Raw genomic sequence first — 12,553 nt, forward strand, 5'->3', positions numbered from 1 at the left:
AGTGGGACCATGGTCGTAGCCGCTGTGCCACGGCCATGCGTGGCCTGCCGGGCACTTTCTGCCCGCTGAGCGGTCCCAGCCTTTGACCCTCATCCGGAGTTCGCCATGAACCTTACCACTCCCCGTTTGCTCTTGGCACTGCTGCTCAGCAGTGGCCTGTTGCTTGGCTGTGCCTCCAGCAAATCAGGCAATGTCTACAGCGCTGGCAGTGCGCGTACCGCGCAGACTGTGGAATTCGGCGTGGTGCAAAATGTGCGCCAGGTGGTCATTGAGGGCAGCAATAGCGGCGTGGGTGCCGCTGGGGGAGCAGTGATCGGTGGTATTGCGGGCAGCCATGTCGGCAAGGGCAGTGGCCAGACCGTCGGTGCCGTGGTCGGTGGCATTCTGGGTGGCCTTGCCGGGAGTGCTGCGGAGCGTGCTGCGACCAAGCGGGACGGCCTCGAGATCACGGTAAAGCTCGACAGCGGCCGCATGATTGCCATTGTGCAGGAAGCCGATCAGGCCTTCCGGATTGGCGACAAGGTGCAAGTCCTCAGCGGGGGCGGCGAAGCCCGCGTGACCCCACGCTAGACACACCAGCGTCCTTTGCATCATCGCTGGTAACGCGGGTGGCATGCGAATTGCAGTAACAGGGCTCCACCAGTCCCTGGATGTGCCATGCCCCCCTCACCAATCCGGGTCCTGCTGACCCACGACAGTGACCATCCACGGCCAGACTTACAAGCTGCACTGGAAGTCATGGGGTATACCGTGCAAATGCTGGCCAGCCCTGAGTCCAGCCTGCTGGAGCACGTCAGCCGCAATCAACCCGACCTTCTTCTCATCGTCAGCAGTCATCCCTCTACACTGCTCTTGTCGCAACTGGAGCAGGTGACGCGTGACCACCCCCTCCCGGTACTGCTTTTGGCGCAACGTGGTGATTCCCACTGTATGCGCACAGCAGTGCATGCCGGGGTTGCGCTATATGCACTTGAGCAGGATAAACCATCCGGCCTGGCACCCTTGCTGGAGATGGCATGTGTATCGTTCGAGTTCACGCAGCAGCTCAAGGATCGCCTGAGCGGGCTCGAGCAGCAATTGGCAGATCGCAAAATCATTGAGAAGGCCAAAGGCCTGCTCATGATGCGTCGCGGCCTTCAGGAAGCCGAGGCGTACGCCCTGTTGCGCACAGAAGCCATGCGCTGTGGGCTGCGCTTGGTCGAGCTCTCCCGGCAGTTACTCCAAAGTTCAGCTCTGCTTGGGGATTCTTAAACGCAGTGGTCTCAATTCCTCATGATACAAAATAGTGCATCATCGCACTGCTGCGGTGCACAAATCATGCACTACGTGACACTCACGTCACCTTCTGTGCGGTTTTCAGCACTGGCACACCCCTTGCTATATCTCCATCAGACAGCGCAACGGCGCGCAGTCAAAAACTGATGCACCGGGGACCAAAGGCGGTCCTCGGCACACGGACAACGGCGTCCTCACCCGTTCCACACGGGGAGGACGCCGTTTTTTTGTACTGACCGGGGGAATTACCCCATGGAGAATACCAATGGACAGGACATTCTGGCGCGCCGGGCACACGCCCACTTTGTTTTCGGCTTTTCTGTATTTCGATCTGAGCTTCATGGTGTGGTATCTGCTGGGTCCGCTACAGGTACCCATCGCACAAAGCTTGCACCTCAATACCCAGCAGCGAGGCCTGATGGTCGCCACCCCCATTCTGGCTGGAGCCTTGTTACGCCTGCTTATGGGCGTCATCGTCGATCATCTGGGTGCCAAGCGCACCGGCACCATTGCCCAGCTACTGGTCATCCTGTCCCTGGCTGGTGCATGGACAGTCGGCATCACGTCCTATGCCCACATCCTGCTGCTGGGCGTACTGCTGGGGATTGCGGGTGCATCCTTCGCAGTGGCGCTGCCTCTGGCATCCCGCTGGTATCCACCACAACACCAGGGCACCGCCATGGGCATCGCTGGAGCAGGTAACTCCGGCACGGTGTTGGCCGCCCTGTTTGCACCTGCGGTAGCGGCTAGCTTTGGCTGGAATGCGGTGTTTGGACTGGCTTGTCTTCCCCTGCTGCTGGTACTTGCCCTGTACGTGTTGCTGGCCAAAGATGCCCCTGGCCCTCGCACCACCAAACGGTTATCAGACTATCTGGCTGTGCTCAAGGAAAAGGATGCCTGGTGGTTCATGTTCTTCTACGCCATGACCTTTGGTGGCTTCTCGGGCTTTGCGAGTGCACTACCCGGGTATTTTCATGACCAGTTCGGCTTTGAAGCCAAGACGGCCGGTCTGTATACCGCTGCCTGCGTGCTGGCCGGATCCATCATGCGTCCGTTGGGTGGCTTGCTGGCCGACAAAATGGGCGGCACGCGCTCCTTACTGGGGGTATACGGCGCCTGCAGCATCCTGATTGCTGCCGCCGGCTTCAACCAAGGGGGGGCCAGCCTGTCTCTGCTGCTGTTCATCCTGGCCATGTTATGCCTGGGCGCAGGTAATGGCGCAGTCTTTCAGCTGGTTCCACAGCGCTTTGCCAAGGAAATCGGGGTCATGACGGGATTGATCGGGATGGCCGGCGGTGTCGGTGGCTTTGCGTTGGCGGCCAGTCTGGGCTTCATCAAGCAGTCCACGGGTGGCTATGCAGCGGGCCTGTGGCTATTTGCAGCCTTATGTGCCGCGGCCTGGTTAAGTCTGGCAGGCGTCAAGCAACGTTGGCGGTCCAACTGGTCCGTCGCCACGGCCCGCGTGTAAAGGAGCGCATGATGAGCATGACTGCTGTTGCTTCTGCCGCTAAACCCCGGCTGGTGCTGGTCGGAAACGGCATGGCAGGCATCCGTACCCTGGAAGAGCTGCTAAAGCTTGCACCCGACATGTACAACATTACGGTATTTGGGGCCGAGCCACACCCCAACTACAACCGTATCCTGCTCTCGCCTGTGCTCGCAGGCGAGCAGGAGTTCAAGGATATCATTCTCAATCCGCGAGAGTGGTACACCGAGCATGGCATCAAGCTGCATACGGGCAAAGCCATTGTCCGTATAGACCGTGTCCGGCGCCAGGTTTTGACCGAGGATGGCCTCAGCACGCCTTATGACCGACTGCTGCTGGCCACCGGCTCTACTCCGTTCATCCTGCCAGTACCTGGCAAGAACCTGAATGGGGTCATCAGTTACCGTGACATCCACGACACCGAGCGCATGATGGAGGCCGCCCTTACCCGCAAGCATGCGGTGGTCATCGGCGGGGGGCTGCTTGGGCTTGAGGCCGCCAACGGCCTGAAACTGCGTGGCATGGAAGTCACGGTAGTGCATTTGTCCGACTGGTTGCTGGACCGGCAACTGGATCCAACCGCAGGACTGATGCTGCGTGAAGAGCTGGAGCGGCGTGATATCCGCTTCCTGATGGGGCACCAGACCGAAGCGTTGCTGGGGGACGCGCACGGCGCGGTCCGCGCGATCCGTTTTCAGAATGGTACAGAGATCCCGGCAGAGCTGGTGGTCATGGCGGTCGGTATTCGCCCCAATACTCAGCTGGCCGAGTCAGCGGGCTTACATTGTCAACGCGGCATTGTGGTCAGCGATGCCATGCAGACCTATGACCCGCGCATCTATGCGGTAGGCGAGTGTGTCAGTCACCGCGGGGTGGCCTATGGCCTGGTTGCACCCTTGTTTGAGCAAGCCAAAGTGTGTGCCAACCATCTGGCGCAGTTTGGCATCAGCCGCTACCAGGGCTCCGTGCTATCCACCAAGCTGAAAGTGACCGGCATTGATCTGTTTTCCGCGGGTGACTTCATGGGCAGCAGCGAAACCGAGTGCATCGCTTTGTCCGATCCAGCCAGCGGAATCTACAAGAAGCTGGTCCTCAAGGATGACAAGCTGGTGGGCGTCTGCCTGTATGGAGATACCGCTGACGGCGCCTGGTACTTCAAACTGTTGCGTGAAGGACGCCCGATAGCGGATTTGCGTGACAACTTGATCTTTGGGGAAACCGCTATTGGCGATGTCGGCGTGCAGGGTCAGAACCGGGCCGCCAGCATGCAAGACAGTGACGAGGTTTGCGGCTGCAATGGCGTCTGCAAGGGCACCATCGTCAAGGCCATTAAGGAGAAAGGGCTGTTTACCCTGGATGAGGTCAAACAGCACACCAAGGCCGCCAGCTCCTGTGGCTCCTGTGCCGGGCTGGCCGAGCAGATCCTGATGAGTGTCGTCGGTACCGGTTTTCAGGAAACCCCCAAGAACAAGGCGGTGTGTGCCTGCACCTCGTACAGTCATAGTGAACTTCGCAAAGCGATCCGTGAGCAACATCTGCTGACCCATGCCCAGGTGTTTGCCTTTCTGGAATGGCGCTCTCCCAATGGCTGCGCCACCTGCCGTCCGGCCGTCAATTACTACCTGCTGTCGACCTGGCCTCATGAAGCGGTGGACGATCCGCAAAGTCGATTCATCAATGAGCGGGCCCATGCCAACATCCAGAAAGACGGCACCTTCTCGGTGATCCCGCAGATGAAAGGTGGCGTTACCAATGCCAGCGAACTGCGGCGGATTGCCGATGTGGCTGACAAGTATCAGATCCGCATGCTGAAAGTCACTGGTGGTCAGCGCATCGACCTGCTGGGCGTACGCAAGGAAGATCTGGTGTCTGTCTGGAAAGACCTGGGCATGCCATCGGGCCACGCTTATGGCAAATCCATCCGTACGGTCAAAACCTGTGTCGGCAGCGAATTCTGCCGGTTTGGTACCCAGGACAGTACCCGGATGGGGATCGAACTGGAAACCATGCTGGCCAATATGTGGTCGCCACACAAGGTCAAGCTGGCGGTTTCGGGCTGTCCACGTAACTGTGCCGAAGCCGGCATCAAGGATGTCGGCGTGATTGCCGTGGACTCGGGCTGGGAACTGTATGTAGGGGGCAACGGCGGCATCAAGACCGAAGTCGCCCAGTTCCTGTGCAAGGTGAAAACAGCGGAAGAGGTTAAAGAGTACACCGGTGCGTTTCTGCAGCTCTACCGGGAGGAAGCCTTCTACCTGGACAGGACCGTGCACTACCTCGAGCGGGTCGGGCTGGATTACATCAAATCCAGAGTCGTCAATGACGTGGCCAGCCGTGAGGCCTTGCACCAGCGCTTGCTGTTCTCATTGCAAGGCTTGCCCGACCCGTGGGCTGCCCGCATTGCCGGGGTGCAGAAAAACGAGTTCATCCCCATTACCTTGCAATCGTGAGGCCATCATGCAACCAACCCTTTCCGAGCAGTGGATCACCGTGTGTGCCCTGGACGACATCCCGCGCCAAGGCAGCCGGGTGGTGACGCGAGCCAGCGGCAATGTCGCGGTATTTCGTAGCCATGATGATCAGGTGTTTGCCCTGCTGGACCATTGCCCTCACAAAGGCGGGCCACTCAGCCAGGGCATGGTTCATGGGCATACCGTGACCTGCCCCTTGCACAGTTGGCATATCGATCTGACCACCGGCGAGGCCAGGGCACCTGACAAGGGTTGTGCCCGTCATTTCCCGGTGAGGGTCGAGGCCGGGTGGGTCATGTTGGGCCTGTAAATCCCCTGGGGATTGGAGAAACATCATGAGTCAAACCGAAATACGCTCAACCTGCTGCTACTGCGGCGTCGGCTGCGGCGTACTGATCCAGAGCGAGGCCGGCCGGATCATCTCGGTTCGCGGTGATCCGGAACATCCGGCCAATTATGGCCGGATGTGCAGCAAGGGGCTCAACCTGGCGGCTACTACTGCATCAGATTCCGGGCGGGCACTGGTGCCCTCCATGCGGCTGACGCGGGACAGTGCGCCACAAACCGTGTCCTGGGACGAAGCGCTGGACAGCACGGCCGACGGGCTGGCCCGCATCATCCGCCTGCATGGGCCGGACGCCGTGGCGCTGTACGTTTCAGGTCAGCTGCTGACTGAGGAGTATTACCAGTTCAACAAACTGGCCAAGGGGCTGATCGGAACCAACAATATCGATACCAACTCCCGGCTGTGCATGTCGAGCGCCGTCACCGCCTACAAGCAAGCCTTAGGCGCCGATGCTCCGCCTGGCTGTTACGAGGATCTGGAACTGGCGGACTGTGTATTGATGGCGGGCAGCAATATGGCTTACGCGCACCCTGTGCTGTTTCGCCGACTAGAGGCCGCCAAGGCAGCACGGCCAGACACCCGCTGGATCGTGGTCGACCCACGCCGTACCGATACGGCCGCCATGGCTGACCTGCACCTGGCCATCCAGCCCGGTACGGATGTGGCCTTGTTTCATGGCATGCTGCATCACCTGATCTGGGAAGGGTTGCTCGACCGCGCCTTCATTGATGCTCACACCGAGAGGTTCGACGCATTAAAGGAAAAGCTGCGGGACTACACCCCACGCATGGCTGCTGACCTGTGTGGCATTGCCGAGCAGGACCTGCGTCTGGCCGCCGAATGGTTTGGCCGCGCCCCTGCGGCAATGTCGCTGTACTGTATGGGCCTGAACCAGTCCAGCCATGGCACCGACAAAAATCTGGCCCTGATCAATCTGCATCTGGCGACCGGTCAGATTGGCCGACCGGGGACGGGCCCTTTTTCCTTGACCGGGCAGCCCAATGCCATGGGTGGCCGCGAAGTGGGCGGGATGGCGACCATGCTGGCCGCACACCGCGAGATTCATGATGCCGGACACCGGCAAGTTGTGGCCGATCACTGGCAGATACCGGTTGAACGCTTGTCTGCCCGCCCCGGCCTGACCGCAGTGGAGCTGTTTAACGCCTTGCACGAAGGCAAAGTGAAGGCCGTGTGGATTGTTTGCACCAATCCGGCACATTCCATGCCGGATCTCACCATGGTGCATGAGGCATTGCAGGCTGCTGAACTGGTGATTGTGCAAGATGCCTTCGCCGCCACCGAGACCACCGTGTTTGCCGATATCCTGCTGCCCGCCGCCAGCTGGGGGGAGAAAGACGGCACGGTCAGCAACTCAGAGCGCCGCATCAGCCGGGTACGTGCCGCTGTGCCGCCTCCCGGCCAGGCCCGCGCGGATGGCTGGATTGTGCGCGAAGTGGCACAACGGCTGGAAACCTTGCTCTACCCAGGGCAGCCAACCCTGTTTGGCGCGAGTACCGCCGCAGCGGTATTTGACGAACATTGCCAACTGACCGCCGGGCGCAGCCTGGATTACAGCGGACTCAGCTATGCCTTGCTCGAAACGGAAGGGCCACAACAATGGCCCTTGCCCAAGGGACAGCGTACCGGGCAGGCCCGCCGCTATACCGATGGCCATTTTGCCACCGCCAATGGTCGCGCCCGCTTTCATGCACCGGAATACCAGACTACGGCAGAATCCACCACCGCACATTACCCGTTCCATCTGATCAGCGGACGCCTGCGCGATCAATGGCATGGCATGAGTCGCTCAGGGCGGGTGGCACAGCTGTTTTCTCATCACCCTGAGCCCATGGTGCAGATGCATCCGGAAGATGCCAGCCGTCGCACACTGAATGAGGGGGATCTGGTGCGGCTGACCAGCAAGCGGGGCAAGCTGGTGCTACCCGTGCAGCTGTCTGTGGATGTCCCCCCTGGCTGTGTGTTCGTACCCATGCACTGGGGCAGCCAGTTTACCAATAGTCCGGGCGTCAACGTCTTGACCCTGCCGACAGTCGATGCCGCCTCGCGCCAGCCGGAGCTCAAGCATGCGGCCATCCGGCTCGAGAAGGTCACATTACCCTGGCGAGTGGTCATCGCACTGCGGGTACCCGATCTGACCGCCAGCCGCATCATGCTTGGCAACGCGCTGAAGCATTGGCCTTATGCGGCTCTCTCACTGGCCAGTACTGATGTTCTGCTGCTCAAAGCCGCTGGTGAGCGTAGTCATTCTGGATGTCTGTCAGAGCTGATGCAGTCTCTCAACCTGATGCCTGGGCCTGATGTGCTGGTCTATCAGGACGACAGGCGAGGCGTCATCAAGCGCGTGGCCTGGCAAGGGAGCAGGATCACAGGCCTGGTCTGGGCCAGCCCTTTGCCCACCGATTGGAATCAGGCCAGCCAGGTCGTAGCGCGCCTCCTGGAGGATCGGGACTGGGAGGGGCCACGGCTGGCGGTCTTTGCTCCGACAGGGCAGGTGCCCAGCGTGCGCGAGCACATGGTCTGCCAGTGCCAGCAGGTCAGCGAGCGTGCCATTCGGCAGCTGATGACGCAAGGGGCAACCCTGCCTGACATCCAGCAAAGGCTCGGTTGCGGCACTGTGTGTGGCTCTTGCCTGCCTGAACTCAAGCGCATCGTTCTCCAGCCACAACTGGCCTAACACCAGAAAGGAAATAGCATGCTGCAAGTCAACCCCTCAGGGCAGGTGGTGCTACTCAGTGCTGGACCGGGTGATCTGGAGCTCCTGACGCTTAAAGCGATACGTCATTTGGCCAGGGCGGATGTGCTGCTGCTGGATGATCTGGTGAACCCGGACATCGTTACACTAGCCCCGCATGCGCGGGTGTTGCATGTTGGCAAGCGGGGAGGCTGTCGCTCCACGCCACAGGCCTTCATCCTGCGCTTGATGAAACGCTACGCCCAGCGTGGCGCACGGGTAGTGCGCGTCAAAGGAGGCGAAGTGTTGTTGTTTGGCCGTGCCGGTGAGGAAATACAGTATCTGCGTCAGCACGGTATCGCGGTGGAGATCGTCAATGGCGTCTCCGCCGCGCTGGCTGCCGCTGCCAGCCTGCAGGTCTCACTCACCCATCGCGCCTGGGCTGCGGGAGTGACGCTGGTTACTGCTCACCGGCAGGACGGCAGTGAGCCCGACTGGGCCGCCCTGGCACGAGGCGGCACCACCCTCGCAATCTATATGGGAATATCCCGTCTGGCCAAGGTCGTTCAGGCCTTGTCCTGCCACTTACCACCAGGGACGCCGATTGCCTTGGTCGAAGCCGCCAGTACCGCTCAGGAACGCAGCCTGCTATCAACGCTTGGACAGGTCATGGATGAAGCAAGACCGTTTCAGCCCCGCAGCCCGACCATGATTCTGGTAGGCGCAGCGCTCCATGCTGCAACCGAGGCGCGAGGTAAGAGGCCAATGCGCTACTGCGACAATGTGTCTGCTTTTACAGCATGACGGACGCCTCATGCACGATAAGGCCAGCCTTTGGTTTGGCCTTGGAAAGGATACGACACCGCTTTAAGCCACAAATATTGTTTGCGATAAAGTGATAAACTACCATTACATTTTACAGTTACCCCCTGACACCATGTACTTCATCTCCCTGCATTACATTGCGCCGCTGGAACAGGTAGATGCCTTGATTCCTGAGCATGTGGAATGGCTGAACGCGGCTTATGCCGAGGGCTGCTTTCTGGCGTCCGGGCGCAAGGTACCACGCACGGGTGGGGCGATTCTGGCGGTAAACATGCCCCGTGAGCGGCTGGATGCCCTACTGGCCACCGACCCGTTTTACACCGGCGGGGTCGCCGAGTATCAGGTGACCGAATTCAGCCCCGGCATGGCCCACCCGGACCTGCAACACTGGATCGGTCAGTAAGCCGCATGGTACATACCAATGACAACGGGCCCCGCAGGGCCCGTGTTCGTCAGCCAGGTCATGCCGCTCAGGCGGCGACCTGATAGGCCGATTTGATACTGGCCAGCCGTCGCTGGGCAGCCAGCAGGTGATGGGTGGTCATGGTGGCTTCGTGCCCACAATCACAGCGTAACACGGTATCCGGCGCCGTACTTTTCAGATGTCTTCGCATTTCATGTCCGCACGCGGTGCATGCTACCACCAGCGTAGCGTTCAGGTGTTTGTCGAGGTCAAGATCAAAGGACAACGGCTTCATTGTGGCTACCTCTCGGTTACGAAGACAGCCCGTCTTTGCCAACGGGAATTTTCATTTTAGACAGCGTAGCTGCCCGTGAGAGGTGCCGTTCGTCGGCGTGTTTCAGGGTGTCAGTGTGGCCATCAAGACCTCTTCTGCGCTGAGATAGCGCCAGGCCCCCAAGGGTAGCTCACCCAGAGCCAGACACCCAATCTGCGCCCGGTGCAGTCCTTCCACCCGATTGCCCGCCGCAGCCACCATGCGTTTCACTTGATGGTATTTGCCCTGCTCGATGGTCAGCGACAGGCTCCGCTCCGACACCCGCTGTGCATCTTGCGCGGCCAGCGGCACGGACTCGCCATGCAACAGCACACCACTCTGCAAGCTGTGCAGCTGCTCATCATCCAGCGGGTGTTTGAGCTGGGCCAGATAGCGTTTGGGGACATGGCGTCGTGGATGCATCAGTGCATGCAGCCACGGTCCATCGTCGGACAGCAATAACAAGCCGGTGGTGTCCTGATCCAGCCGCCCGGCAGGTTGCACCCCACGCAGGCGCAGGGGCTCCGGCAACAGGGCGAACACACTGGCGTGATGTTGCGGCTGCTGCGAACACTCGTAACCTGCCGGCTTGTGCAGCATCAGGTACACCTGTGCCCGGTACCGCCATTCGGCCTCATCGACGTGGAAGCAGGTGTCCTGCCAGTCCTGCTCGTAACGCCAGTCCAAACAGGGCTCACCATCCAACATCACCCGCCCCGCCTCGATCAGCGCCCGGCACTGCTTGCGGCTGCCAAAACCCTGGCTGTGCAGCATGCGCTCCAGATTCACGCGGCAGACACCCCGGCCAGCGCATCCAGCCACGGATCCAGCCGCTCGCTGGGCCGCGCCAGCAGCGCCTGTTCACCGCACACCACAATGGGACGTTCAATCAGCCGAGGGTGGGCCACCATGGCCGCCAGCAAATGCTGGCGACTGAGCGTAGCGTCTGCCAGCCCCAGCTCGCTATACTCGGCTTCCTGCTGTCGCATCAACTGGCGCGGATCATCCATGCCCAGCCGCTGCAACAGGCGATCCAGCTCCTCTACTGACGGCGGCTGTTGCAAGTAGGCGACCAGTTCCACCTCTATGCCGCGAGCCTGCAGGGCAGCCAACCCTTGTCGTGATTTGGAGCAAGCCGGATTATGATAGTACTGCACCCGCACGGTGCCCTCCCGGTGACAATCGTCATGCAAAGGCGCTATTGTAGCGCCCCGGCACCCGCTTCAGGAAAACACACATGGAAGAGCGCATCACCAATCTGGAAATCAAATTCAGCCTGCAGGATGACCTGCTGGACAGCCTGAACCAGCTGGTGGCCAAGCAGCAACAGCAGATCGACCGCCTGCAGTATGAACTGGTACAGATGGCACAGCAGCTGCGGGCGCTGGAGCACAGCCGCCCGCTGAACGCGGCGGATGACATCCCGCCGCATTACTGAGCGGCCTCAGGAGCCGATCTTCAGCCCGGTAGACTGGGCAATCTGCTTGGCAGCTTCATCCAGCGCCTGCTGGGCATCCGGGTATTTGCCTTGCAGGAAATCGTTCTGCACCTTGACCACCACTTGTGAGGCAGCCGACATGAACGGCGTGCTGCGCACACTGACAATCTGTTGCTGGGTGGCCAGTATGGTCGGCCAGATCTTTTGCCCGCCCCAGTAGGGCTGAGCGGCTTCCACATCCGGGCTGTGCAGCGCGGGCAGGTAAGATGGCACCAGGCCATTTTTCAGGAAGATGCCCTGGCTGTCCTTGGTGGCCAGTGCAAACTTGACGAAGGCCCAGGCAGCGTCCTGCGATTTGCTGGTACCCGAAATCGCCAGCGCCGAGCCACCATTATTGGCTGCTCGCAGCCCGCCCTTGTTGAACGCCGGCATCAGATAGACGCCCCATTTGCCGCTCTGCTCCGGCATGGTGTCGCGGATGGAACCTTCATACCAGGCACCGTCCACCGCCGAGGCAGCCTTGTTGGCCTTGAGCGCCTGCAGGCGTCCATCCCAGTCGCCGGTGCCAATGATGCCGGACGAGACCAGATCCTTCAGCTTGGACATCGCCTTCACGCAAGTGGGCTGGTTGATGGTAATGCGGATGTCGTTGCCACTCTGGGTAAAGTAGGAGCAGCGGTTCTGGTTGGCCAGCATCGAAAACCAGCTGTCACCGGTCAGGTGGTTGGACATCGCCATCTTCACCTGCCCGTTGGTGGCTTTGGACAGCTTGAGGCCTGCTGCCTTGAAATCATCCCAGGTTTCAATCTTGCTGGCGTCGATACCCGCCTGCTGGTAAAGGTCGCGCCGGTAGAACACCGCCACCGGGCCGGAATCCCATGGCAGCGCATAGGTGTGCCCTCCCGCCTGCAGCTCAGCCCATTTGAAGGCCGGGAAATCCTTGTTCAGCTGCTGCACACCGAAACGCTCCAGCGTGGCAAAGCACTGCGGGAACTGTTTCCAGTATTTCTCGGCGGCGCTGTTCTCCAGCATCACCACATCGGCCAGCCCCTGCCCTTTGGCTGCACAAGCGGCCAGCGCCTGTTCATAAACCTGATCGGTCGACAGCTCCTTGACCACCACCTTGACGCCGGGATACTGCTTGTTGAACGCTGGCGTCACCTTGCGCAGGGCATCGGCGGCAATATCCCAGGCCCAGACGGTAATCTCGCCACTGGGGGCTGCGTGCAGCGTTGGCGCCGCAATCAAAAGCGTATAGAGAGCAGCTTTGGCAATACGGGACGGCTGACGGACAAACGGCATTT

13 protein-coding genes are annotated in these 12,553 nt (G+C 60.5%); 9 read left to right on the top strand and 4 right to left on the bottom strand.

What is annotated here, in order from left to right:
• Positions 1–105: 105 nt before the first annotated feature.
• The 8 genes from ACE3O2_RS04960 (at position 106) to ACE3O2_RS04995 (ending at position 9,498) form a co-directional block, all read left to right on the top strand.
• Positions 106–570, top strand: a complete 465-nt coding sequence (locus tag ACE3O2_RS04960; protein ID WP_374335265.1) for a glycine zipper 2TM domain-containing protein — start codon at positions 106–108, stop codon at positions 568–570.
• Positions 571–756: 186 nt separating this feature from the next.
• A complete protein-coding gene (locus ACE3O2_RS04965; protein ID WP_374335547.1) occupies positions 757–1,251 on the top strand; it encodes an ANTAR domain-containing response regulator in 495 nt (164 codons plus the stop codon).
• Between the two features lie 289 nt (positions 1,252–1,540).
• The gene (locus ACE3O2_RS04970; RefSeq protein ID WP_374335267.1) at positions 1,541–2,743 is read left to right on the top strand and encodes a nitrate/nitrite transporter; all 1,203 of its coding nucleotides are present in this window, start codon (positions 1,541–1,543) and stop codon (positions 2,741–2,743) included.
• Positions 2,744–2,760: 17 nt separating this feature from the next.
• Positions 2,761–5,211 (top strand): nitrite reductase large subunit NirB, encoded by a 2,451-nt coding sequence (gene nirB, locus ACE3O2_RS04975; protein ID WP_374335269.1) that lies wholly within the window; start codon positions 2,761–2,763, stop codon positions 5,209–5,211.
• Between the two features lie 7 nt (positions 5,212–5,218).
• Complete coding sequence (gene nirD, locus ACE3O2_RS04980) at positions 5,219–5,542, top strand: nitrite reductase small subunit NirD (RefSeq protein ID WP_374335271.1); 324 nt, start codon at positions 5,219–5,221, stop codon at positions 5,540–5,542.
• 25 nt (positions 5,543–5,567) lie between these two features.
• Positions 5,568–8,273: a molybdopterin-dependent oxidoreductase gene (locus ACE3O2_RS04985; protein ID WP_374335273.1), complete on the top strand. Its 2,706-nt coding sequence runs from the start codon at positions 5,568–5,570 to the stop codon at positions 8,271–8,273.
• A gap of 18 nt (positions 8,274–8,291) precedes the next feature.
• Complete coding sequence (gene cobA, locus ACE3O2_RS04990; protein WP_374335275.1) at positions 8,292–9,074, top strand: uroporphyrinogen-III C-methyltransferase; 783 nt, start codon at positions 8,292–8,294, stop codon at positions 9,072–9,074.
• A 133-nt stretch (positions 9,075–9,207) separates the two neighbouring features.
• Positions 9,208–9,498 (top strand): YciI family protein, encoded by a 291-nt coding sequence (locus ACE3O2_RS04995; protein ID WP_374335277.1) that lies wholly within the window; start codon positions 9,208–9,210, stop codon positions 9,496–9,498.
• A gap of 67 nt (positions 9,499–9,565) precedes the next feature.
• On the opposite strand, the gene ACE3O2_RS05000 is transcribed toward ACE3O2_RS04995, so the two are convergent.
• From ACE3O2_RS05000 to arsC, 3 genes are all read right to left on the bottom strand, one after another.
• Positions 9,566–9,793, bottom strand: coding sequence for a hypothetical protein (locus ACE3O2_RS05000; RefSeq protein WP_168876728.1), 228 nt, complete (start codon positions 9,791–9,793; stop codon positions 9,566–9,568).
• Between the two features lie 102 nt (positions 9,794–9,895).
• On the bottom strand, positions 9,896–10,600 hold the full coding sequence (locus ACE3O2_RS05005; protein ID WP_374335279.1) for a pseudouridine synthase: 705 nt from the start codon (positions 10,598–10,600) through the stop codon (positions 9,896–9,898).
• On the bottom strand, positions 10,597–10,974 hold the full coding sequence (arsC, locus tag ACE3O2_RS05010) for an arsenate reductase (glutaredoxin) (RefSeq protein WP_374335281.1): 378 nt from the start codon (positions 10,972–10,974) through the stop codon (positions 10,597–10,599). The genes ACE3O2_RS05005 and arsC overlap by 4 nt, the downstream gene beginning before the upstream one ends.
• A gap of 74 nt (positions 10,975–11,048) precedes the next feature.
• Between arsC and ACE3O2_RS05015 the strand changes: the two genes are divergently transcribed.
• Entirely contained in the window at positions 11,049–11,249 is a 201-nt protein-coding gene (locus ACE3O2_RS05015) for a SlyX family protein (protein WP_168876731.1), read from the top strand.
• 6 nt (positions 11,250–11,255) lie between these two features.
• On the opposite strand, the gene ACE3O2_RS05020 is transcribed toward ACE3O2_RS05015, so the two are convergent.
• The gene (locus tag ACE3O2_RS05020) at positions 11,256–12,551 is read right to left on the bottom strand and encodes a sugar ABC transporter substrate-binding protein (RefSeq protein WP_374335284.1); all 1,296 of its coding nucleotides are present in this window, start codon (positions 12,549–12,551) and stop codon (positions 11,256–11,258) included.
• Positions 12,552–12,553: the final 2 nt, after the last annotated feature.

It is taken from the genome of Leeia sp. (genome assembly GCF_041909055.1).
Classification (GTDB): Bacteria; Pseudomonadota; Gammaproteobacteria; order Burkholderiales; family Leeiaceae; genus Leeia; species Leeia aquatica.

Excerpts from the sequence above, each read along its gene's own strand:
- ACE3O2_RS04985 (WP_374335273.1), top strand. The coding sequence starts at position 5,568 with ATGAGTCAAACCGAAATACGCTCAACCTGCTGCTACTGCGGCGTCGGC.
- nirB (WP_374335269.1), top strand. The coding sequence starts at position 2,761 with ATGACTGCTGTTGCTTCTGCCGCTAAACCCCGGCTGGTGCTGGTCGGA.
- ACE3O2_RS04960 (WP_374335265.1), top strand. The coding sequence starts at position 106 with ATGAACCTTACCACTCCCCGTTTGCTCTTGGCACTGCTGCTCAGCAGT.
- ACE3O2_RS05015 (WP_168876731.1), top strand. The coding sequence starts at position 11,049 with ATGGAAGAGCGCATCACCAATCTGGAAATCAAATTCAGCCTGCAGGAT.
- ACE3O2_RS05000 (WP_168876728.1), bottom strand. The coding sequence starts at position 9,793 with ATGAAGCCGTTGTCCTTTGATCTTGACCTCGACAAACACCTGAACGCT.
- ACE3O2_RS04970 (WP_374335267.1), top strand. The coding sequence starts at position 1,541 with ATGGACAGGACATTCTGGCGCGCCGGGCACACGCCCACTTTGTTTTCG.
- ACE3O2_RS05020 (WP_374335284.1), bottom strand. The coding sequence starts at position 12,551 with ATGCCGTTTGTCCGTCAGCCGTCCCGTATTGCCAAAGCTGCTCTCTAT.
- cobA (WP_374335275.1), top strand. The coding sequence starts at position 8,292 with ATGCTGCAAGTCAACCCCTCAGGGCAGGTGGTGCTACTCAGTGCTGGA.
- ACE3O2_RS04995 (WP_374335277.1), top strand. The coding sequence starts at position 9,208 with ATGTACTTCATCTCCCTGCATTACATTGCGCCGCTGGAACAGGTAGAT.
- nirD (WP_374335271.1), top strand. The coding sequence starts at position 5,219 with ATGCAACCAACCCTTTCCGAGCAGTGGATCACCGTGTGTGCCCTGGAC.
- ACE3O2_RS04965 (WP_374335547.1), top strand. The coding sequence starts at position 757 with ATGCTGGCCAGCCCTGAGTCCAGCCTGCTGGAGCACGTCAGCCGCAAT.